Source organism: Bacteroidales bacterium (assembly GCA_023228145.1).
GTDB lineage: Bacteria > Bacteroidota > Bacteroidia > Bacteroidales > CAIWKO01 > CAIWKO01.
Genome location: JALOBU010000002.1, coordinates 1 through 24,281, shown reverse-complemented (window position 1 = coordinate 24,281; position 24,281 = coordinate 1). Strand labels below are relative to the sequence as shown.

21 protein-coding genes are annotated in these 24,281 nt (G+C 34.5%); 14 read left to right on the top strand and 7 right to left on the bottom strand.

Annotated elements, in window-relative coordinates; genetic code table 11:
- Window positions 1-92 precede the first annotated feature (92 nt).
- Together citF and M0R16_00985 are read right to left on the bottom strand one after the other, a co-directional pair.
- On the bottom strand, window positions 93-1,652 hold the full coding sequence (gene citF / locus M0R16_00990; protein ID MCK9611460.1) for a citrate lyase subunit alpha: 1,560 nt from the start codon (window positions 1,650-1,652) through the stop codon (window positions 93-95).
- Entirely contained in the window at window positions 1,639-2,868 is a 1,230-nt protein-coding gene (locus M0R16_00985) for an aldolase/citrate lyase family protein (protein ID MCK9611459.1), read from the bottom strand. Before M0R16_00985 ends, citF begins: the two co-directional genes overlap by 14 nt.
- Before the next feature lie 168 nt (window positions 2,869-3,036).
- On the opposite strand from M0R16_00985, the gene M0R16_00980 reads away from it, so the two are divergent.
- Window positions 3,037-3,687 (top strand): hypothetical protein, encoded by a 651-nt coding sequence (locus tag M0R16_00980; protein MCK9611458.1) that lies wholly within the window; start codon window positions 3,037-3,039, stop codon window positions 3,685-3,687.
- 48 nt (window positions 3,688-3,735) lie between these two features.
- Here the strand turns inward: M0R16_00980 and M0R16_00975 are convergent, their stop codons facing one another.
- Together M0R16_00975 and M0R16_00970 are read right to left on the bottom strand one after the other, a co-directional pair.
- On the bottom strand, window positions 3,736-4,020 hold the full coding sequence (locus tag M0R16_00975) for a hypothetical protein (protein MCK9611457.1): 285 nt from the start codon (window positions 4,018-4,020) through the stop codon (window positions 3,736-3,738).
- A gap of 162 nt (window positions 4,021-4,182) precedes the next feature.
- Window positions 4,183-4,407, bottom strand: coding sequence for a hypothetical protein (locus tag M0R16_00970; GenBank protein ID MCK9611456.1), 225 nt, complete (start codon window positions 4,405-4,407; stop codon window positions 4,183-4,185).
- Window positions 4,408-4,560: 153 nt separating this feature from the next.
- Here M0R16_00970 and M0R16_00965 point away from each other — a divergent pair, with 153 nt between their 5' ends.
- The 12 genes from M0R16_00965 (at window position 4,561) to M0R16_00910 (ending at window position 18,207) form a co-directional block, all read left to right on the top strand.
- Window positions 4,561-5,241, top strand: coding sequence for a DUF5011 domain-containing protein (locus M0R16_00965; GenBank protein MCK9611455.1), 681 nt, complete (start codon window positions 4,561-4,563; stop codon window positions 5,239-5,241).
- Between the two features lie 141 nt (window positions 5,242-5,382).
- On the top strand, window positions 5,383-6,018 hold the full coding sequence (locus M0R16_00960) for a DUF5011 domain-containing protein (protein ID MCK9611454.1): 636 nt from the start codon (window positions 5,383-5,385) through the stop codon (window positions 6,016-6,018).
- 61 nt (window positions 6,019-6,079) lie between these two features.
- Complete coding sequence (locus tag M0R16_00955) at window positions 6,080-6,700, top strand: DUF5011 domain-containing protein (GenBank protein ID MCK9611453.1); 621 nt, start codon at window positions 6,080-6,082, stop codon at window positions 6,698-6,700.
- Between the two features lie 10 nt (window positions 6,701-6,710).
- Complete coding sequence (locus M0R16_00950; protein MCK9611452.1) at window positions 6,711-7,028, top strand: DUF5011 domain-containing protein; 318 nt, start codon at window positions 6,711-6,713, stop codon at window positions 7,026-7,028.
- 550 nt (window positions 7,029-7,578) lie between these two features.
- Entirely contained in the window at window positions 7,579-9,003 is a 1,425-nt protein-coding gene (locus M0R16_00945) for an LTA synthase family protein (protein MCK9611451.1), read from the top strand.
- Complete coding sequence (locus M0R16_00940; protein MCK9611450.1) at window positions 8,993-9,868, top strand: diacylglycerol kinase family lipid kinase; 876 nt, start codon at window positions 8,993-8,995, stop codon at window positions 9,866-9,868. Before M0R16_00945 ends, M0R16_00940 begins: the two co-directional genes overlap by 11 nt.
- 126 nt (window positions 9,869-9,994) lie before the next feature.
- A complete protein-coding gene (locus M0R16_00935) occupies window positions 9,995-10,999 on the top strand; it encodes a T9SS type A sorting domain-containing protein (protein MCK9611449.1) in 1,005 nt (334 codons plus the stop codon).
- Window positions 11,000-11,105: 106 nt separating this feature from the next.
- Window positions 11,106-12,380 carry a replication-associated recombination protein A gene (locus M0R16_00930; GenBank protein ID MCK9611448.1) on the top strand — a complete coding sequence of 425 codons (1,275 nt, stop codon included), beginning with the start codon at window positions 11,106-11,108 and terminating at the stop codon, window positions 12,378-12,380.
- 5 nt (window positions 12,381-12,385) lie between these two features.
- A complete protein-coding gene (locus tag M0R16_00925; GenBank protein MCK9611447.1) occupies window positions 12,386-13,966 on the top strand; it encodes a hypothetical protein in 1,581 nt (526 codons plus the stop codon).
- Between the two features lie 10 nt (window positions 13,967-13,976).
- Window positions 13,977-15,245, top strand: a complete 1,269-nt coding sequence (locus tag M0R16_00920; protein ID MCK9611446.1) for a DUF5723 family protein — start codon at window positions 13,977-13,979, stop codon at window positions 15,243-15,245.
- 2 nt (window positions 15,246-15,247) lie between these two features.
- Window positions 15,248-16,738 (top strand): T9SS type A sorting domain-containing protein, encoded by a 1,491-nt coding sequence (locus M0R16_00915; GenBank protein ID MCK9611445.1) that lies wholly within the window; start codon window positions 15,248-15,250, stop codon window positions 16,736-16,738.
- A 2-nt stretch (window positions 16,739-16,740) separates the two neighbouring features.
- The gene (locus M0R16_00910; protein MCK9611444.1) at window positions 16,741-18,207 is read left to right on the top strand and encodes a glycosyltransferase family 39 protein; all 1,467 of its coding nucleotides are present in this window, start codon (window positions 16,741-16,743) and stop codon (window positions 18,205-18,207) included.
- Between the two features lie 108 nt (window positions 18,208-18,315).
- On the opposite strand, the gene M0R16_00905 is transcribed toward M0R16_00910, so the two are convergent.
- Window positions 18,316-19,065, bottom strand: coding sequence for an FkbM family methyltransferase (locus tag M0R16_00905; protein MCK9611443.1), 750 nt, complete (start codon window positions 19,063-19,065; stop codon window positions 18,316-18,318).
- A gap of 12 nt (window positions 19,066-19,077) precedes the next feature.
- Window positions 19,078-22,341 carry a T9SS type A sorting domain-containing protein gene (locus M0R16_00900; protein MCK9611442.1) on the bottom strand — a complete coding sequence of 1,088 codons (3,264 nt, stop codon included), beginning with the start codon at window positions 22,339-22,341 and terminating at the stop codon, window positions 19,078-19,080.
- Between the two features lie 216 nt (window positions 22,342-22,557).
- Here M0R16_00900 and M0R16_00895 point away from each other — a divergent pair, with 216 nt between their 5' ends.
- Window positions 22,558-22,779, top strand: coding sequence for a hypothetical protein (locus M0R16_00895; protein MCK9611441.1), 222 nt, complete (start codon window positions 22,558-22,560; stop codon window positions 22,777-22,779).
- Between the two features lie 805 nt (window positions 22,780-23,584).
- On the opposite strand, the gene M0R16_00890 is transcribed toward M0R16_00895, so the two are convergent.
- On the bottom strand, window positions 23,585-24,281 hold a 697-nt coding region (locus tag M0R16_00890), incomplete at its 5' end, for an OmpA family protein (protein ID MCK9611440.1).

Below are 24,281 nucleotides of genomic sequence, written 5' to 3'. Positions count from 1 at the left end.
CATCTTATCAATTGCGCAACGTCTCTTTATTCGCAAAGCTTTTATTCTGCAAGTTCCCATTATTCGCAGAACAAATCACAAATTAATATTGATTACTTCACTTTTCGTACCGAATCGATCACAGTACCGTCAACCCATTTGATCACCGCTACAATTTCATCTTCAAATTCAATCTTTTCCGGCGCTCCGCAAATCGCTTCAGCTTCAGCTTTTAGCTGCTGGATAGTCTTGATTGGCAAAGAAGAATTTTTCATCTTTTCAATGAGGTCGGTACGTAATGGATTGATTGCAATGCCTCTTTCGGTAACAATAACATCAATCATCTCTCCCGGGCCGCACACGGTAGTTACCTGATCTACCAGCACCGGGATACGGTCGCGGAAGAGCGGAATGGGTATGATGACGGTTTTTGCATGCAGGCAGTTTTGCCAGCCGCCAATACCATGGAGCAGAAGTCCGTCGGAATGTGTTACTACATTGCCGTTGAAATTTACATCAATTTCGGTAGCTCCCAGTATCATAATATCTGTCATGGAGGTGTAATTGCCTTTGCTGTGGAAATTGTATGCCTGAAAAACAGATAAATCTATATGACGGTCGTTTTCCCTTGCCGACCTAACGGCTTCGAGGTCGAAAGCCTGTGCATCAAGTATGTAGTCGAGTGTGCCGCTTTCCAGCATCTGCACCATATATTTGGTACTGCCACCAAATGCAAACCGTGCTTTTTCGCCACGGGATTTCAGAATTTGGTCCAGATATACACCCACAGCCAGCGATGTTCCACCGGCACCCGACTGCATACTGCAACCTTCATGCAGCAGGCCAGCTTCATCGCAAAACTGGGCAGTCCACTCAGCGAGCAAAAGACGGTCGGGGCTTTTAGTTACTTCGGTAGTACCGGAAACAATTTTTTCAGGAATACCGATATGGTCTACCACCACCACATAGTCTACATAATTTCCCTGCACCTGCATGGGCATACATGGAAAAGGAATAAGGTTATCGGTAACCACTATCACTTTGTCGGCATACATATAATCCGCCAGAGAATAACCCAGTATGCCGCAGGCAGACTTTCCGCTGAGGGCATTTGCATTGCCAAAAGGGTCGGCCACAGGGGCGGCTATCACGGCAATGTCGATATGCACTTCGCCGTCCTGTATGGCCTGAACACGGCCTCCATGCGAACGCAACACGGCGCAACCTTTCATACCGCCTTTACTGGTATATTTTCCCAGCGGACCGTTCATAGACCCTTCGATGCGGTTTATGGTACCGTCTTCGAGGTATTTTATAAGAGGCTCGTTGCAGGGAAATGATGCCGATGGAAACCACACTAAATCCTTTACGCCCATTTCGTGGGCTATATCAAAAATGGTATTACTTACAAGGTCTCCGTCGCGTAAATGATGATGTGTGCTGATGGTCATACCATCTTTCAGCCCGCATTTTTTCAAGGCTTCGCCCAGCGAAGCCAGGGTTTTATTCCCGTCGTCGGGATAATCAATACAAGTAGGAATAGCCGGAGCATATTTCACTCCGTCGGGCCTGTGCTTTCCCACGCCCATAAAAGGAACAGCAGGTTTTCCGTTGATGACGGTCGGAACAGTCCGGCCGATGGCATTCACAACAAGTTTGTCAAATTTTTTCATTTTCTTCTTCTCTCCAGTTTTTTGAAATTTTTCCTGTTGAAATGGCAAGGTTAATGGTCTTTTGCGCACGTTTTACCACGGGGGCATCAATCATTTTTGTTCCAAGAGAAACAACACCCAATCCCTTTTCTCTGGCTTCAAGAAATGCATTCACTATCTTTTTAGCTTTGGCAATTTCAGTGCTGTCTGGTGCAAAATTTTCATGAATAACCCGTATCTGCCTCGGATGTATGCAGCCCATGCCATCAAATCCCAGGGCTTTTGATTTGAGTACATTTTGTTTTAATCCTTCCATATCGGAGACGTCTGAAAATACAGAATCAATTGCTTGTATTCCGGTTGCATGGCAAGCATTCACAACCATACTGCGTGCCCAGAGCGATTCTTCAGCTTCAGCGGATCTTTTAACCCCGATGTCGGCAGTGTAATCTTCCAACCCTATGGCCATAGCTACGACATTTTCTGCAGAGCAGGCTATTTCATATGATTTTAGAACTCCTTTTGCACTTTCAATGATGGGCATTAACCAAATGTCATAATCTAATTTATGTTTTTTCTTTAAGTTGGAAATACGTTCATTTACAGCATGAATCTGTAATGCATTTTCGCATTTGGGTATCAGAATAAGGTTGACATAATGTGGTACAACATAATTAAGGTCATCAAGGCCACACGGTACCTGGTTTATTCTAACCATGCGTTCTGCTCCGTAAAAATCTAAGTTTCTCAATGCGTTTCTGACAATAAAAGTTGCTTCAAACTTTTTATCCGGCGACACAGCGTCTTCAAGGTCCAGAATGATGCCATCGGGCTTATGAATTCCGGCATTTATCATCAGGCTAGGGGTGTTGCCAGGCAGGTAGAGGCGTGAAATACGGTTGCGGTCTTTAAGCGTTTTGTACTGATTGGATAGTAATAAATCGGGAAGGTATTCTTTTTCTGTTTTAAGAAGTTGCTTAATTGCCGCCTCCATACGTGCTGATATCACAAAAGGTAAAGCTCCGGAATCTTCAATAGTAACCCTGGCATTTTTAATATCAAAAAAAACAAGGATGTCTTTTAATTGTTTTATTATTGTTTTTTCATAAAGAGCTTTTACTTTACTTGTCAGGTCAATTGTTATACCGCCTTTTTCTGATAGTTCCAGAGTAATATAGCAGTCGGAACGTACGCTTTTGCCTTTATTCCCTGCACTAACTATTTTATTTTGCTTCATTTCTTTTATGTTTTTGATACGCAAAATTACTCATTCGTCTATTATTTTTAATATAATTATAAATTTTTTTTACTTTTATGGTATGTTTTTTGAAATAATCAAACAAATGAAATTATTATGAATGCCCAAAAGACATTAACAGTTTTATTCTTAGCAATATTTATTAATTTGAACCTTTTTTCTATAAAAGCAAATGCACAAAGTTCAGAAGCTGAGATTTTTACAACAGGATATCGGACCGATGCCACCATTAATCTTATTATAAATTACCTGCCAAAAGGATGGACTTTTTCAGAATCAAATGGGAATTTTATTATTCAACGCAGCGATTCCGTATGGGTATTGAAAACAAATACGGTAAACGTTAAGAAAGAAAAGAAAGAAGCTAGGCAGGAAAGAATTGTAAGAGATGGTTTAAAAACTGTGGCAAAAATAGTTATCAGATATGAAGACAAATGGGATTTTTTAAAGCGCCAGGAGGCAAATTTACACAATTCTTCTGTTAACAGTGAGATTAGAAAATTACCCGAGAAAATGGGTATTCAACATCTGAAAGATGCGAAATTAAGCGGTAAAGGAAATATTGTATATACTCCTGTAACTGAACAGGATAAAATTAAAATTGACAATTATTACAAAGAAAGGGCAAAACTGGAAGCCACATTAATCAGAATACCTGACCACAGTACTCAGAAATATAGTTTGTTTATCATTTCTAAAATAGGATGTAACGATGATTCATACTTTGTATTTCCAAGCGAATCATCGGTGGAGTTATTTGGTATTTTGAATTTTATTAATGAAGTGAGTGGAAAATAAAAAAGGGCTAAAATCCAGCCCTTTTTCATAATTAGATTCTCAAAATTATCAACCTTTCTTTTTAGGTCCTGTAGGTGTAGTTGGTTTTGTTGGTTTAGGTTTGTTGGCAAGTGCAGCAAGTGAATCAGCGATGCGTTTTTCTTTTTCAGCAGCAGCAATAGAATCATCTATAGCTTTTTGAGCAGCAGCAATAGAATCTTCTTTAGCTTTCTGAACAGCGGCAATTGAATCCTGTTTTGCTTTTTCGGCAGCAGCTTTTTCTTCAGCGCTGGGGCCGCAAGCAATAAGAGTTGCCATACCGGCGATTAGCAATACACTAAATAATTTTTTCATTTTTTTTTAATTAGGTTATTAATTCGGGAGCAAAATTAATAAAATTCAAATTAAAGAGAACTAAAATTAAAAATTTTTTTAAACGGTTTTTTTAACAAAAAAAGCATAAAAATAAAAGAGGCGGAATTTTACGCCTCTTTTATTAAAAAAACTCTCGTTTTATTATTTTTTTGGAAGAGCTGCAATTGAATCGGCGATTTTTTGTGCAGCAGCCAGAGAATCAGCAAGTTTCTGAGCAGCAGCAATGGAATCGTCAATTTTTAGCTGGGCAGCTGCAATAGAATCTGCTTTTGCTTTTTCAGCAGCAGCTTTTTCTTCAGCGCTGGGTCCGCAAGCAACAAATGCAAGCATTCCTGCAATCACGAGCAATGAGAATAATTTTTTCATTTTAAAATAAATTTTTGTTAATAAATTTTGGTGCGCAAATGTAATAATTTTTTTAATGCAAATTTTTTTTTTAAAACAATAATTTTTATTTAATTTTGCAAAAATTTAAAATATTAAGATTAATTAAGAAAACATTAACCTAAAAAAAAAGACATGAAAAAAATTGCTTTGATTTTAACATCGGTTGCATTGATTGCAAGTGCTTACGTGTTTACATCTTGTGATAAGATAAACACACTTGCTCCTACTGTTACTTTGACAGGGGATGCTGTTATCAACCACATTTTGAATACTGATTTTGTTGACCCAGGCGCTACTGCAAAAGCAGAAGATGGAACTGAACTTACTGTTGAAGTTACCTGCGAACCTGTTTTTGATGAAGACGTTGCAGGAACTTATATTTTTACTTATTCCGCAACAGATGTTGACGGAAATGAGGGAACAGCCAAAAGAACAGTTATTGTTTACAATGAAGCAAAAGATTATGCAGGGACTTATGATGCTACAGATCATGTTGATGGCGTTACTCCTGATTATGAATGGGTTGAAACAATATCTGCATCATCAATACAAAACAATGTTCTAGAGGTTACAAAATTTGCTGGTTATACTGATGCTAAGTTAAAATTTTTGATAACAGGTACAGTAGTATCTGCACCAGCTGGATTACCTGCACAGACATTTATGTGTGGCCCAGCAGGTTCACAGACTAACAGTACATTCTCAAACATTGGTGGAAGTGTAAATGGCACAACAATTACTATAACTTATACTCAAACAGACGAAGGAAATCCAACTCCATGGCAAGGTACAGATACTTTTGTAAAACAGTAAAACAAATATAATTTTTAGTATATTACAAATAAATATGTCCCGGTTGTGCATACAGCCGGGACTTTTTATTTTCTGATTTATCATTAGCAAAAAATAAAATCGTAATTTTGGCATTATAATACACTATTGAAAATTCAGCAAATGAGAAAAAATATTATTATTAGTTTTTTTACACTACTAATCATAAGTGCCTGCAGTAAAGATGATACTACGGCCCCTGTAATCACTATTAACGGAACCAATCCTTATGTTTTGCTTTGGGGGAGCGATTCAACATATCTTGACCCGGGTGCCATAGCCACCGATGATTTTGACGGAGAAATAACCTGTGAGGTTTCAGGTTCTGTGGATATGTTTTCTGCCGGGGTTTATACAATCACTTACTCCGCAACAGACGTAGCTGAAAATTCTATAAGCGTTACAAGAACAGTTATTATTGATGCAGCAGCCGTACTGGCAGATAATTTTAATGTAGAAAATTTTATTGGTGTTGAATATGATACCACATATTATGATACCATTTATGTAGCAGGTTCCATTAACAACAAAATATCATTTAAACATTTTGCGGGAATTAAAAATGCAGGCATTTACGCAAACATTAGTGGCACGAGCATTAACATTCCCGAACAAATTGTGTTTTGCGGTGAACCTGCTGAAAATAAAACTTTTTCAGGAACGGGAACTTTTTCAAATGATACAGCTTTTACAATAAATTATTTTGTTGATGTTAACGGCTTTATGTATTCAGGATATGGGAATTATTCTAAAAACTGATATGTATTGAGAAAATAATTATTTATCAAATTGTATGTTCAGAAATCCGACTTTGTTTTTTTTGAGTGTTTTAATCTGGACATTAACATCATGTTCCAAAAAAGATAATGATTTTCCTGTGATTACATTAAACGGTGATGCTGTTTTTGAAATTATTTTGAATTCACCATTTAATGACCCTGGCGCTGAAGCATACGATGAAACAGAAGGTGTTATTTCTGTTGAAATATCCGGAGAAGTGGATACGGATTTTGCCGGAACCTATATAATTTATTATTCTGCTTCTGATGCTTCAGAAAATACAACAGTGGCATTCAGGACTGTTATTGTCAGAAATCAGGCGGGTATCTATGAAGGAGCGTATCAGGCAAAAACTATTATAAATATTGACACAACTGATTTTTCTGCCGACTTAGTTGTATCGAATACTCTGAATTACAGAATCTGGCTTAGCGGTTTTGCTGCATATCAGAATGCTTCCGTTTATGCCGATATTAGGCAGGATTCTGTTTTTGTTCCCGCCCAAATTACTTTAGCAGGAACCCCAATGGTATTTCACAAATTTGAAGGAAATGGATTAATTAAAAATATTGATGGAAATAACGTCTTTGAAATAAATTTTACCGACTCTGTTTCGGGAAATATAATCAGTGGAAATACTGTTTATACTAATGTAAATTAAAACATACAGGATGAAAACAAAAACAACCCCCATTATTTTATTGTTCTTTGTTTTGTCATCGTGCAAAGAAAGCAGTAACGACATAACACCTCCGGTTATCTCCCTCATTGGGCCTTCTCAGGTGACTACTCAGAGAGATTCCGTTTATGTTGATGCTGGGGCAACAGCTTTTGATGAAACTGACGGAGATATTACATCTGATATTATTGTTGTGAACCCGGTAAATGTAAACATACTTGGCACTTACTATGTAACATATAATGTTACCGATAATGCAGGTAATAAAGCCGAAGAAGTGCGGAGAAAAGTTACAGTGATGATTTATTAAAACCTGAATAATTTTGTAGCTTATTTTTTATATTGGAGTAATGAATTACAAAACTTCCGAAAATATTTATTTTGTTTTATTAAAAAGGGTGGGGATACTATTATTATTGTTCACTTTTACCAGAATATTATTTTATTTATTTAATATTGATTATTTTTCAGAGCTTAATATTGCGGAATTTTGGTTAATCCTATTGTATGGCTTACGTTTTGATATTTCTGCAATTGTTTTTATTAATTCACTGTATATTATTTCGCAAACAATTCCCTTTTCTTTCAGGTATAAAAAAACATATCAGAGGTTTTTCGAAATATTTTTCTATATAACAAATTCTGTTGCTTTAACTTTAAATTGTATTGATTTTTTTTACTTTAAATTTATTTTCAGGCGCACCACATACGATATATTACAATCCGTGCTGATTGGCGATGATTTAAAAACCCTTTTCTGGAGTTACGTTGCGGATTATTGGTACATTTTACCTGTGCTTTTTTTCTTGATTTTTCTTATGGTGTTTTTGTTTAAAAGAACTCATGTGGAAAAACCACCTATGTACAGTAAATTAAAATTTTATTTTTTACAAAGCATTTGGTTTGTACTTATAGTAGGATTGTCGTTTGTTTTATTCAGGGGCGGGTTTCAATTAAGACCGATAAGTATTGTCAACGCTGCCGAACATTCGTCTGCAAGAAATGTTCCTTTGATAATCAATACACCATTTTCCATAATAACAACATTCAATAAATCGAGTATTACAGTTAAAGATTTTTTTTTGCCAGAGCAATGCAAAGAGATATTCAATCCTGTAAAATTAAAAATCAGAAAAAACGGAGAATCTTTTAAAAATTACAATGTGGTATTTATTATTGTTGAAAGTTTATCAAAAGAATATATCGGCGCATTAAATCAAGATACTTTAATACCGAAACAAACCTCTTACACTCCGTTTATTGACTCACTCATCTCCCAAAGTTTATGTTTTGCAAATGCTTTTGCAAACAGCAAACGTTCCATAGAGGCAATCCCTGCAATTCTTTCCGGTATTCCTTCATTAATGAATAATGCTTACCTGACATCTGTTTTTTCAGGCAATAAGATAAACTCGTTGCCAATTTTATTAAAGAAACATGCATATTCTTCAGCTTTTTTCCATGGCGGGAAGAATGGAACATTGAATTTTGATGCTTACGCAAAACTGGCAGGTTTTGAGCATTATTTTGGAAAAGATGAATACAATAATGATAAGGATTACGATGGTAAATGGGGTATTTATGATGAGGAGTTTTTACAATTTGCGTCCCTTGAGCTTAATAAGTTGTCACAGCCTTTTGTTTCTTCAATATTTACTCTGTCGTCACATCATCCATACTTGATTCCCCCAAGATATAAAAATAAATTCCCCAAAGGCACCCTTGAAATACATGAAAGTATCGGTTATGCCGATTATTCTTTGAGGATGTTTTTTAAAAGATGTTCCGAAATGGACTGGTACAGTAATACTTTATTTGTAATCACCGCCGATCATAGCTCCCTTGCTGAAGAGCCATATTATAAAAATGATGCAGGCACCTTTGCCGTTCCACTTATATTTTATTTGCCTGGCAATAACCTCAAAGGCATTAAATATAATGTATGCCAGCAGATTGATATATTACCTTCTGTGCTTCACTTGTTGAATTATGAAGGAAAATATGCCGCTTTTGGAAGCAGCGTATTTGATAGTACAGCACATCATTTTTCTCTTAATTATCTTAATAATTCTTATCAGTTGATAAACGATAGCATTTTGCTTCAGTTTGATGGAGAGAAAAGTATATCATGCTACGATTTTCAAAATGATAAAATGCTCACAAAAAATATCATAAGCGAAACCCCTAGAAAATATATTGAATCTGAAAAATTTATTAAAGCGTTTATTCAGGTTTATAATAACAGAATGTTAAAAAACAAATTTACCGAAACGGATGAAGAATAAGAAAATACGCTTTATTATTAATCCGAAATCAGGTATTGGAAAACAAAAGAAAATTGAAAAACTGATACGGAAATGTTTGGACACATCTGATTTTGATTATGAAATTTGTTATACCAAAGCCCCTGAACATGCTGTTGAGTTAAGCAGAGAAGCAGTAGAAAAAAACTTTGACGCAGTGGTTGCCGTTGGCGGGGATGGTTCCATAAATGAAGTTGCAAGAGGGCTGATTTATTCTGAAACTGCTTTGGGGATTATCCCTGCCGGTTCTGGCAACGGGCTGGCTCATTTTTTAGGAATTTCGCTGAATTCCAAAAAAGCGCTGGAGAAAATTATAAGGTTTAAAATTAAAAAAATTGATACAGGAAATATAAATGGGCATTTATTTGTGAGCATAGCCGGGGTTGGATTTGATGCTTATGTTGCTGAACGCTTTTCTAAATCTGAAAAAAGAGGTTTCTGGCCTTATGCAAAAATTGCTTTCCTTGAATACATTACATACTGGCCCAAACGATTCAAAATATATGCAAACGGCAATGTGATTAAAAAAAGTGCTTTCATGCTGAGTTTTGCAAACTCCAACCAATTTGGCTTCAATGCCAAGATTGCTCCAACAGCCATTATTGATGATGGATTTATTGATTTATGCATGGTGCGAAAACCAAGAATTTTTTATGCGCCTTTTCTTTTGCCTTTTTTCTTCGGCGGTTGGCTGCATAAAACCCCTTTTGTGAAAATAATTAAAGCCAAAGAAATTAAAGTAATTCAGCACAGAAATAACATAGCGCACATTGATGGTGATGAAATAGATTTGGGGAAGTGTTTAGAAGTGAAAGCATTGTCAGCATCATTAAAAATCATTTACTAAAAATGTAATAATATACAGTTGATTATCAATTAATAAACTAGCTTATTAACCAAACATTACTTAAAAAAATTATTTTAAAAGAATTAAATCATATATTTGTGTATTATTAACTAAAATTATTTAAACATGAAAAAAATTACACTATTTACTTTGGGTATTATAATCTTTGGATTTGTTAGTGCTCAGCAAAAGGTAGGTCCAAATTATGTGGCCTCAACATCGAAGTCGCAAATTGCAAACATTGATTATTCTTTGGGATTAAAAGCCGGCAAAAACATTACTGTTGCTATCTTAAGTCCGGATTCAACAACCAGCACAGATGCAATTGTGTCGTTCTTATCTGGATTTTCAGACATTACTGTTACAGCTATTCCTTTTGCAAGTGTTGCTTCATTAGCATTAGGAACTATTTCTTCCTACGATGTTTGTTTCATATATAATGATGTGAAGTGGGAAACAGCTGGAACGACAAGAACAGCAGCAGGAGATGTACTGGGTTCTTATGTTGCTGGTGGTGGGAAAGTTATTGAATGCCAGTATGTGAAAAGTTATGACGAATGGGGGCTTGCAGGAAGTTACATTACAGGTAATTATTCCGCTTTTGGCTCAACAACAACCGATTCATGGGCAGCAACAGCCATGGGTACCGTTATTGCACCCGCACATCCTATTATGGTTGGAGTTAGCTCTATGACACAAAATTTTGATACCCAAGACCCAAGTTTAGCAACTGGTGCAGATGAGATTGTTGATTGGGATGATGGCACAATTGCCATTGCGGCAAAACCAAATGTAGTAAGTTTTAATCTTTTACCGGTTGAGCCAGACGGCACAATCACACTCGGGGGAGATTGCTGGGTTGCAATTCATAACGCCATTGTTTGGATGAACGGTTCTGCAGGCATACAAGACAATTCAATATCTGAAATTTCAATTTATCCAAACCCTGTTCATGATTTTATTTACCTGAATGATTTTACAGACGTTGATATTTTTAATGTTTTTGGTCAAATGGTTGGTTCATACAAAAATGTTAAAACTATTAATGTTAGTGATTATAATGAAGGGAATTATTTTGTAAGGATAATTAATGGTAATAATACTATTACTAAAAAAATTACCATTATCTAATAGTATTTTTTATTTAAAAAAAAGCTGCATGATTCTGCAGCTTTTTTTTTGCTTTAAAAACATGGATTTCATCATGTTTTTGTTATTTTCGTGTTTTATTTAAATAATGAATAAATCTGCTCCTTTAGCCGAACTTTTGCGCCCGTCAACACTTGATGATTATATTGGACAGCAACACCTGACTGGAGCTGACGCTATATTGCGGAAAGCTCTATTGTCTGGTAACATTCCTTCCATGATTTTATGGGGGCCTCCGGGAGTTGGAAAAACTACCTTAGCATTTATTATTTCCAAACAGCTTCAATGCCCCTTCCATACCCTGAGTGCTGTTAATTCAGGTGTTAAGGAAGTCAGGAATGTGATTGAAAAAGCAGCAGAAAAGACCGAGAAATCGATATTGTTTATTGATGAAATACATCGTTTTAATAAAGCTCAGCAGGATTCATTACTGGGAGCGGTCGAAAAAGGCATAATCACACTTATAGGCGCCACTACCGAAAACCCCTCCTTTGAGGTGATTTCTCCCTTGCTTTCGCGTTGCCAGGTTTATATCTTAAATAATCTGGACGAAAAACAATTACTCCATATTCTTGATAAAGGGAAAAGGAAGCTTGAGGAGTTATATGACATTGTGATTACAATTACTGAAAATGAGGCTTTACTGAGGGTTTCGGGAGGCGATGCGAGAAAACTACTTAATGCTATTGAGCTGGTTGTCAATGCCGAGCAGGAAAAAAATCATGAAATTATTATTACCAATAAGCTTGTTTTGGATGTAATTCAGCAAAATATCGCATTGTATGACAAACTGGGGGAGCAGCATTATGATGTTATTTCAGCATTTATCAAATCGTTGAGGGGTAGCGACCCCAATGCCGCCGTATATTGGCTGGCACGTATGGTTGAAGGGGGAGAAGATCCCAAATTTATTGCAAGGCGTATGGTAATATTAGCATCCGAAGATATAGGAAATGCAAACCCCAACGCATTGTTATTGGCAACCAATTGTTTTCAGGCAGTGCATCTGGTGGGCTACCCCGAATGTGAGCTGATATTGTCGCAAACAGCTATATACCTCGCAACTTCAACAAAAAGTAATGCATCTTATATGGCCATCAGCAAGGCTCATTCGCTTATAAAGAAAACCGGTGATTTGCCTGTGCCTTTACCAATCCGGAATGCACCTACCGACATGATGAAGGAACTGGGTTATCATAAAGGCTATAAGTATGCACATGATTACGAAGGAAATTTTGCAGAAGTGGAATTCCTGCCTGAGAAAATTTCAGGCACTACACTTTACGAGCCACAGGAAAATAAAAGGGAAAAAGAAATTCGGGATTTCCTAAAAAAACGATGGAATAAGAAGTATAACTATTAATTATTATGAAGCGAAAACTCCTATTGCCTGTTTTTTTCTTATTGATTGTCGTGTTTTCGTGCCGTAAGGATATTAATTCAAGTTGGGATGTGGCAATTTACATACCTTTGATTCATTCAACACTGGATTTGACAAAGATACTCCCAGATTCTTTGATGCAAATCAACCCTGACAATACGCTGAGCTTGGTTTACCGCTATTTTTTCTATAATTTCAATATTGACTCGCTGGTAAAAATGCCCGATACGATATCACAAAAATTACTACCTCCTGTTGTGGGTTTGGAAATAGAACCCAGCGAAACTTTTTTTAATTTCACTGAAAATACAAAATTAAATATTCCTGACGCAGAATTACTAAGAGTGGATTTTAAATCCGGTTTTTTTGTGTTTGAAATATACAGCACTTTTGAAGAAAAGATTTATATTACCTACAAAATACCCTACGCAACAAAAAACGGCCTGCCTTTTCAGGTTACGGAGGTTGTGCCTGCTGCTTCCGGAGGTAATACGGTTCATTATGTAAAACAATACGATATCTCGGATTACAGTCTGGATTTACGTGGGCCTTTTGGCTTAAGCTATAATATGTTATCAAATACTACGGTTGCGGTTCTTGACCCCGAAGGCAATCCCTATGTGCTTGATAATTCTGATGTTTTTAACTTCAATGTTCGCTTTGAAGATATTACGGTTAAATACGCAAAAGGATATTTCGGCAGCAACAGTTATGCTTTCGGCCCCGATACAGCTACCATTACCAACATCTTTGACAATATAAAAAGTGGTATCATTGACCTTGAGGCAGTTCAATTCAACCTGACTATTGAAAACCGTTTTGGCGTTGACGGGCAGGTGGTTTTTGAAGATTTTGAATCTTACAACTCACATAATGGGAACGCAATTACCCTGAATGATCCGATAATTGGACAGGTAATAAACATATCCCGGGCAATAGAAACATATGATCCTTATGCTCCGGTGATTCCTTCGAAGTACTTTTTCGATATGAGCAGTTCCAACATCGAACAGATGATAGAGAGCATGGCCAATAAGGCAATTTACAAAATGAAATTTACTACCAACCCCTTAGGAAATATTTCGGCGGGCAATGATTTTATCTATTACGATAATTATCTGAATGCATCTATCAATCTGGAAATTCCTTTTTCCCTCATTGCTAACGAACTGGTGCTTGTGGATACCGTTTTGCTCGAAATGGGAGAAAAACCCGGACAACCGGCCTCAGGAGTACTAAATCTAATTGCCGACAACGGATTCCCTTTTTCTGCTGATGTTCAGTTTTATCTCGTTGATGAAAACAATCAGATAACAGATTCCGTTCTTGTTCCAGGATTAATCCATGCACCTTCTCTGGATGCCAATTACATGGTTGTTACGCCGAAGCGCACGGAAATATACATTCCTGTCCCCGAAAGCCGCATTGATAATTTTTTTGCATCAAAAAAACTTGTGATTAAGGCTCATTTCAATACAGCGGGTGCAAGCCATCATGTAAAAATATACAGCCACTACAAAGCAGAAATAAAATTGACCGGTGATTTTAATTATTTGATACAGTTGTAATAGAAAGTTCATGAGAATACACAAATACCAATACGGGTTTTATTTCTGCTTGCTTCTTCTTGGAAATATTTATAATGCTTACCCGCAGTTTCCAATAACGGAAGATATAAGCCATCAGGAATATTTTCTGTCTTTGAATTCTCAGTTGGATGTTAATTCGACCGGATTAACAAATCACTTTGTAAGTTCAATATATAAAGGCAAATATATAAGTGATAACCTGAAAAAAAACACAGAAAGCTTTCTGAATACCAATTATAATCTTTCCGGGTATCAGTTTAATACTTCTGTATTTTTAAATATTCCTGGAAATAAATATGATATTAATTATTTTATCGGTTTTGAAAACCATAATTTTCTCGAATTGACATTTAATAAATACTTATTTCAACTGGTGTTATACGGCAATAAGGACTTTGCCGGGAAATATGTTCCGTTGGGGAATTTTTTATATAAAAATTTAAATTTTCAACAGTTGAAAGCAGGTTTTTATAAAACATGGAGAGGGCAGGATGCTATTCAGCGTATTATGGGCGGGCTTGGATATTGCAACGGGCAAAGCCTGATGCAGTTCAGCTTGCCGAAAGCTAATTTTTTCACTCATCCCAACGCGGAAGAATTAACCCTGGATATGTATCTTGAGATGAAACGTTCAGATACTCTTGATTCACGATTTGGTGCAGAAAATGGTTCGGGAATATGTCTGGATGCAGGATATTTTTATCAGGACGAGAGCAATGTGTTTGAATTGAGGCTTAACAATTTAGGGTTTATTAGATGGAACAGAAAATCTCATAGCTATGCGAAAGATACACTGATACAGTTCGAGGGCTTCGAAATACAAAATATTTTTGTAATTGACAGCTCAACACTGGCAGGTTTAGGTTTAGATACCATCCTGAATGACTATGCTTATGCCAAAGCAACAGCTCCTTTTACAGAGATGATACCCATGAGTTTCAATTTTACATATAAGAGATATTTTCTGAGAAATTTATTGTCTGTTACCCTCCACTATAATCAATACTTTTTCTTACGCTACAGCCCTTTATTTAAAATTACACCGGCTGTACATTTGCCTTGTAAAAGTTCGTATGTTGTGGTTTATGCTGATTTTCAGTATGGAGGCCATGGCCGCTTTAATTGCGGGCTTGGTGTGTCGGCAAGGATTAATAAAGGATTTTATTTTGATGTCAGGAGTTCATACGTCAACTCATATTTGTCCCCGAAAAACTCTGCCGGACTTGGAGGTTACATTTCTTTGATAAAAACACTATAAGTATGAAATATTTTTTCAGGACATTGTTAGTATTTTATTTTATGTGTTGTTTTATTATTAGCCAGGCACAAAATATAAAATTTAATTATACCTATGGAAATATGCCTTACAACTATGGAAGGCGGATTATTGAAACAGGAGATAAAGGTTTTATGATAATGGGCAATGTGACTTCAAACACAGGAAACTCAAACATCGCTATGCTCCGTATTGATTCAACAGGCTTACTTGTTTTTCAAAAATCGTTGGGGGGCCAGTCATTGTATTGGGCTAATGATTTTATTCGCACGACAGACAAAGGATATCTGATAGCAGGGCTTACCCTTGAAAATCCGGACAAAGGCTATGATATGCTGCTTATGAAGACCGACTCCAATGCCAACATAATCTGGGAGAAATCAATCGGCGGGGATGGATGGGATATTGCCAATGCTGTAATAGAAACCAAAGACAATGCATATCTTATTGCCGGCCTGACATATAGTTACGGTGCTGCTAACGAGAATATGTACATAGTAAAAACCACTTCTGATGGAGACACCATCTGGACAAAAACTTTCGGTGGTGATAGTTCCGATTATGCAACATCTCTGGAAATAATGTTCGATAGCACCTACCTGATAGGAGGAGCTACCAATAGTTTTGGTTATGGCAGTTTCGACGGCTATCTTCTTAATCTTGATGTGAATGGCGATACCTTGTGGACAAAGACATACGGTGAGGATAAAGAAGATATTATATATTCAATAAAACAAACACCGGATACGGGTTTTGTTTTTGTAGGCTCTACCATGAGTTATGACGCCGTTGAACATGAATCCTGGCTGATGAGATACGATAAAAATGGCAACTATGTGTGGAAACTTCCTGAATTCTGGACTATAGGCCCCGGTGATGATGTATCATACCATGTAAACATTGATGATTCTGCAAGATACCTGATTACCGGATATACAACGGGTGCCGGTAACGGAGGTAAAGAATTGAGTATTGCAGTAATGGGTGACTTTGTAGATTTCAAATGCAGTCTGACAGCTGGCTCTTTTGCTGACGATGCGGGATATTACGCCTCACAAACCAGCGATGGCGGTTATATAATCATTGGTGAAGCTGAAGGTTTAGGAATAGGAATTGTCAATATGTATGTGCTGAAATTCGGCAATGACTGCAGTTTTAATCCCAACATACAGCATATATTAGGTGTAGATGAACAAATAAATGAAAATAGTAATAACAAGGGAAAATATTATATCAGCCCAACTTGTTCCGATGGTATATTCTACTTGCATTTTGGAATGGATGATAATTTTGAAAAGGCAATAATTGATGTTTCAGATGTTATGGGCAGAAAAATACTAACAGATAATATTGCTTCGGAAAGTTATGGTAAATACACTATTGACCTGACAAAAGAAGCTTCAGGCTTGTATATTGTTACTGTAACCAATGAAACAAAACGCATTTCTATTAAGTTAGTCAAGAATAGCAGGTGATTATGAAAGTACCCGGTCTTTTTGAAAAATACAAAACCCTGATAATATCACTTTTTTTATTTCTATTGAATTTTATAATAAAAATAATAGGCATATCAGAAAATGATATTGCCAATGACGAACCTTTCAGTATCTTTTATGCTCAAATGGATGTACGGTCAATATTTAAAATGCTGGCAACTGAAAATAACCCGGCATTGCATTTTGTTCTTTTACATTATTGGATTAAGATTTTTGGTTTAGGTGCATTTTCTGTTCGTTTTATTTCTTTGTTGTTCAGTTCTTTAACTGTTGTGGTTATTTTTTTAACTGGAAAGAAATTTTTCTCTGCTTATACTGGATTGTTTAGTTCATTGATATATACAGCATCCTATTTTCATATATATTTTTCTCACGAAGCGCGGGTTTATCCCATTTTTGTGTTTTTTACTTCACTGAGTTTGTTTTTATTTATGTCAATTATTGATAAACCTGAAAAGAAAAAAAATTATATATGGCTTTTCATTACAAATGCTCTTTTAATTTATTCCCACTATTTTGGCTTTTTTGTGATTGTTACAGAAATATTCTGTGTTTTTATTATTCCTCAAAGCAGAAAAATATTAATAAGGTTTGCCTTTGTTATTTTAGCTTTATTAATTACCTATATTCCCAATATTATAATTTTTATCAATAGAATTTCTGTTTCAATTATGCATGGAACATGGCTTAAAAAACCTGAATGGTCTGAATTATATGGGAATATAAATCGTTTTTTAAATTCAAAATTCACAACTATTGCTTTAATTATTATGATAGTGCTCATAGTTGCGTTACAGATTAAAGAAGGCAGATTTAAATCTTCATTTTTATCATTTATAAAAAATATTTACAGCAAAATTGTTTTTATATTTTTCGTGTGTCCTTATTTATTAATGTTCTGCCTTTCTTTTTATGCCCCCATGTTTCTCGACCGTTATATTCTCTATACAAGCATAAGCTTATATTTATTAATAAGTATTATATTTTTTCAATGGACAGATAAGAAATTATTAAGGTATCTTAGCCTTGTGATTGTTATTATTGTAATGTTATATAATTTCACGTTATATCCTGATAATAATAGAAATGTTAAAGAACTTGTTTTCACGGTTCAAACTCTTAAAAAGCAAAACCCCGAAATGCCCTTGATAATATCTCCGGATTATTATTTTCGTGAGTTTTCTTACAGTTATAATTTAGATTTTTTTAAAGATTACAGAAACACAATATCATACTTGAACAGAGAGAATATTTTCCCGGCAAATACTATTGATAAAATCCCGAAGGAAAAACTGGAAAGCAAAAAGATTGCTTTTTTAGACTGTGCTACAGTTTTTGCCTTTGGTTCAAACCCTATACTGGATGAATTGAAAACTAAAACCAAACTGGATACACTAATTCATATACATCAAATTTATGATATATACTGTTTCTCAACAAATAATTAAAGTGCAGAGATAATGAAAAATTGATCCGGCCCCGTAATTGACTGGACACGATTAGTTATAAAAACAAATAAAATATTACAAATCAAATTACTGTCCCTGAAAAGCTTACTACTGTTGATATAAAGAATCATCATTAAAGGCAGCTATAAAGTAATATTCCTCGTTAGTGTTAAAATAATTTTCAAATTCAACAAGGCTCAAATGCTGTTGATTTGTAACAAATGATTTAAGAGTGTATATTTTTAATCCAATTTCTTTGGAAATAAAATTGTATAAATCCAATGGGTTTGTTCCGTAATAGTCACTCGCACCTTTACCACATTCAAATAAAATAAAAGGTTTGTTTTTTATTAATAAATTTTTGGCGCCTTTTATTACTCCGAATTCGCCACCTTCAACGTCAATTTTAATAAAATGGATTTTTTCGGCTGAAGAAATAACTTCGTCAAGGGTTTTTAATTCTACTTTTATTTCTTCAATAACAGGATTTTTTATATCATATCGCCTTCTTTTTATACCACTGTAAGCAGGTGCGTTCTTGACGAGTTGAAAAGTACTTTCTCCATTATTGTCGGAAAGTGCATATGGATAAATTTTAGATTTATTCTTATACTTATTTACTAATTCATTAAATAGATAAGGTATAGGTTCAAAAGCGTAATGCTTTCCACCAGGTGCATATTTTAGCATTAAATTTAATATTTCACCTTTATGACAGCCAATATCAACGCAATTATAGTTTCTTTTAAGGCATTTTTTTAATATTTTCCTTGTAAGTCTGTCGTATTTTAGATTTTTTGTTAAATCTAAATGAAGAGAAATTAATACCTCTCTGAGAGTGTCTTTAAAAATGTTCAAAACAAATTAATTTTAATGGTTAATAATTATTTTACTATTTATAATTTGACCATTCGCAAGATATACTTTTATAAAATAAATACCATCATTTTGCCCGGAAACGTCTATCAAAGTTTCACTTACATTTATATTATTTATTTCTTTTATTAATCTGCCATCAAAACTATACAAGTATAGATTATTTATGTTTTCATTCGATATAATATTAATTATATTATCCGTGGGATTCGGATAGATAATAATGTTATTATCATTATCGATCTTATCAATATATGTGTTTTCTAATAAGTTTGAATCATCAGAAGTATTTTTTAGGAAATTTGTTGAGGGAATGTAATAGCATTGACTATTGTAATAAAGCCTATGAACTAAATTATCAGTACCTCTGAAAAAAACATTGCCATTATTGTCTGTTGCAATGTTGCCCGAATAAACATTGTTACTTGTTGAGTTATCTAACTCCGACCAATGCCAGGTATTATCCCAGTAAATGCAGTTAATATTTGAACTAGTATTTCTGTAAAATACCTTCCCAACATTGTCCGCCATTAAATCTCCTGCAACATAATTTGCAGCATTATCTAATCCCGACCAATTCCATATTTTAGTTGACGGATCCCACCAGATATTATTTATCTTATAAGTACAAGTTCGATAAAAAACCTGACCATTAGGGGTTATTGTTATATTCCCGCAAACATTTCCATTTGCAGCATTATTTAAGTTTGAACAAATCCACAAATTAGATCTTGTATTAAACCAAATATTATTCAGTTTATTATCTAGTGTTTTGTAAAATACTTGACAGTTTGATGATACCGCCATTGCATCACCAACATTATTACCAGCTGCATTATTTAAATCGGTCCTCTGCCATATATTATTAGTTGGGTTTCGCCAGATTTTGTTTAATTTATTACTAAGAGTTCTATAGAAAACCTCACCATTAGGGCCTACGGCGATAGGGCCTTTTACATTTCCGTTTTCAACCTGATTAAGGTCTGACCACTGCCAATCTGGTATATTTGTGTTGTACCAAATAGAGTTTAATTTATTATCTGTAGTTCTATAAAATACTTGGCTACCATCTTGCGAAATGGCTAAATCACCAGCTACGTTATTCCCTGTATTATTTAACTCAGACCATTGCCAAGTATTGGAATTTTGATCCCACCACATGGAATGTATTTTCCCATCAATTGTTTTGTAAAATACTTGCCCGGTCGTTTTATTGCAAACAATATTTCCAGATACATTCTGATATGTATTGTAGCTCAACACACCCTCTCTCCAAAAATACCTATCGCAATCTAAATATATTGCAAAAACAGCATCTCCAAATGTACTAGTTCTTAAAGCTATAGGTATATATATTTTTATTTGATTATTACTACATATAACAGAATTTGTTTCAAATAACATCCCGGTTTCAGAACTATACCATTTTACTATATATATCTTATTGTTTTGAATGGGATCAACATCAATAATTGCAATTTCATTATTTAATGAAGATGGGTCGGGCTTATAAACAGGATTAAGTGTTTGTAAGTATTCGTCACCTTCTGGAGTTTCGTGAAGCTTTCTGAAATAAAAATTAACATCTTGTGTCCACCCATAAATTGTATCAAAATTTGTATTATGCATATAATAGGTGCGCAAACCATTTATGTCCAAATAATTTTCATCTGTTATTCTATCCGAAATAAATAAGTCAGAAGGTGTTGGCAATGAATTCATAAATACAGATATTGGCTTATAACGATTAAATAAATTATTTGGTTTAATATAACTATCCCACCACCAATTAGATGCAGAGCCAAGTGCAGTTGAAAATGCAGATGACCATAAAGAATTATGTAATTCAAATCCATTTGGATCATATTGATTCCAATCTTCAGGATCAGTAAAACCCCACTCTCCAGTAAAAATAGGTTTATTTATTTGAACTAGTTCAAGTTGAAAAGTTTGTTCATAGAAGTCGTTCTGAAAGTCATCCCAATAGTTATTACTATCAACAGGATCCTTATACACATGTGACTGTGTAAAATCCATAGCAGAAAATATTGATTGGTTTGAAGTTGTTAATCCTCCGGAAACAGATGTTGTTATCAAATGCTTATAGGGGTCAATGCTTTTAATATATTTGTACATCATATCATGCCAATTTAGTAAGTCAGTTTCAAAAGTGGGAGGAGGTGCTTCATAAAGGTAACTATTAGCATTAACAAATTCATTAAATTCATTCCATAATTCCCAGGCAACAATATTTGTGGCATACCCCCATCTTGACACTATATATTTTAAAAGGTTTTTTGTTTTATCAATTGCTGTGGCATTTGAAAAAAATTGATAGGGGTTTGAAATAGGACTATTATAATTATTATGTAAATTGAATGCATTTTCGTCAGTCCAGTGATTATAATCTGTATATGGATTGCCATCACCCCACGATCCTACATTAAAAAGACACAGCATAATATTGACACCTTTTGTTTTCGCATAATTAATTATCAAATCCAGTTGATATGCGTCTTTCTGATTATATAAGTCAAAGTAAAATTCTTGTGTGGTAAGATCCTTACCAACCAATGCCATTCCGGGGTAGTTATCCAACCATATCCTAATGAAATTTGAATTATTAATCGCAGCATTGTCAATATAATATTTATATTCGTTTGTTCCAAATGTTAGAGTGAAAGGATAAACTGTTGGTGTTGGTGTGCCATACGATACCACATTTTGTCCAACAGGAAAAAAGAATTCTCCTGTTGTTCTATGCAAAAATTTATTATTTGCTTTTTCTATAAAACCTGGGTATGCTGATGGTATGCAACGGAAATTTGATGATGGATAAGTAATACTTCCGGAAGCATCAGTTGCAACAATTCTATATAACCAGTTTCCTGCCTCATTTGGTGTAAATCTGATTTTCCAATTATTAGTTCCATTTTCTGTAAGTATTTCACATGGATAACAATTATCAGGATAAGCACAAGAACAAATTGAATCTGTTTTTGTATAACCCTTATAATAAAATGCATATACTTTGTAATATTTTCCACTTGGCGACCAAAACTCACCATATGAATTAATTACATCAGGATCATGTGGTAATAAATAATTATTCATTGTAAAAGTTATTTCAAATTTATCATACAAGTAGACATTATTGGCTGGGTAAGCAATAACATTTGAAATTGTGGGTGTCGCCTGTAATAAATTTATTTGGAAGATTACACCCAATAAGGTTAAACAAAATTTTTTTGTTTTCATAGTTTATAAATTTTGATTGTAAGTTTCTTATGTTTATAAGTGTTATTAAATTCTCTATTTCAAATTTGTTCCAAATCTCTGTAAAAATTGTAAAAATACAAATTTTTTATTGAACCAAAGAATGGAATTTTTTGGGAATTTATTTCCCCCGATTATGCTTTCAGGGAGTTCACTTATTACTACAACATTTCATATTTCAGGGATTATAACAATACCGTGAAACTGCTTAACAGCGAAGAAATTTATCCTGTAAGAGGCCTAAATGAGATTCAGAACATAAATTTAACAGACAGGAAAGTAGTGTATCTTGATTGCGGCACCGACTTTGCTTTTGGTAAGAATCCGCTTCTTGATGAACTGAAGATAAAATACAAAATAGATACAACGATTCATATTTTTGAAATTTATGATGTGTATTGCTTTGGAACTTCGAATTAATAACCCTAAGCTGCAGTTTATTTTTGAGGGGAATCAATTCTGGTTTTGCATCTGAGTTGACCGCGTTTTATATCAGTACATCCATTCTCTTAAATCTTACAATTCCTAGGATGAAAAAAATTAGTGTTGCCAGTATTGCGATGATGCAATAAGTTTCGGATAATCCTCCGGAACTTACAATATCTGAACCCTTGTACCGCTGAAATTAAAAGTAATGGTACAAAAAATATTTTTCCTTTCAAAAAGGATATTTGGCGTGCCAACTTTCTTTAATTACGCTATGGCTGACGGTATATTTGAACTACTAAAACATTCCAGGGCCGGCCCCAACCAGTTTAAATCACGAATTGGACATAAATACGACACTTTTCAACTATCTTTATTCCCAGATTAAATTTTGAGGAAACTCCAGATGCTAAACAATCTTCAAGTGAAAGTTGAAAAGAAACAGTATTAAAAGGATTGGTAAAATTATACTAACAGAAATGATTTAGGACTAATTGTGTTGAATTTTTTTTTGCTTAAAGAATACCTATTATTTTGTTTTTATAAAAAGGAACAATAAATGCGTCTATAAATCCACGGCTGTGTAATTGTTTTTTAATAATTTGTGCTTCATTATAATCGTTGGTTTTTCCTCATGTGTATTTGTAGAGTCCGTTATGTTTATACATAAAAATATTTTTAATCCCTTAAAAGAATAGCCATTAAGGGGCAGCATGCTGCTTCCTGATGATATTTGGACATGGAATAAAACGTCACCATTGTTGCTGAATTCATGCTTGTTGTTTTGATATAATATTTCTCATTTATTATCCATTTCAATTGATAACGGGGAGTTATTTATTATTTTTATTCCCAAACTTAATGGATTTATCGTGTCTTTACCCACAACAAAATGAATATTAAAGAAATCTGTACGCCGGTTCAGCTGATGTTCTTTTTCATTACAACTAGATATTTTATTATTCTCACAATCACAATTATTTATAAGTTTTGATTCTCCATAACTATTTTCAGATACTCTATTTGGATTTGTAATTCTTTGTTTAATATAATTTGCTGTTGATTGAGCTCTTTTTTTAGATAATTTAATATTATAATCATAACTTCCGCGACAATCGGTGTGTGAGCCGCACTCGATTACCATGTTCGGATATTCATTCATAATTTTTACAATTTTGTCCAATTCAATGGCCGCATCGGGTCGGATATTGTATTTGTCAAAATCAAAAAATATCGAGTTTATTTCAATTACCTTTACTATCTCAGGAAATACTTCAATCTTTTCAAGTGATTCGCTGAATAGATTCTCTCCTGGAAGGGTAACATTTTTATTTACGGTTTCTTTGGTTTTATAACCTTCTTTACTTATATTAAGTTGATAACGTAAACTATCGCCAATGCTTTTATGATCAAGAGGCAAAAGCACTTCTCCGTATGAATTAGTTCTTACATTGATAGTTTCATTGCTTGCCAAATCCTTTAGCACAACGCTGGCA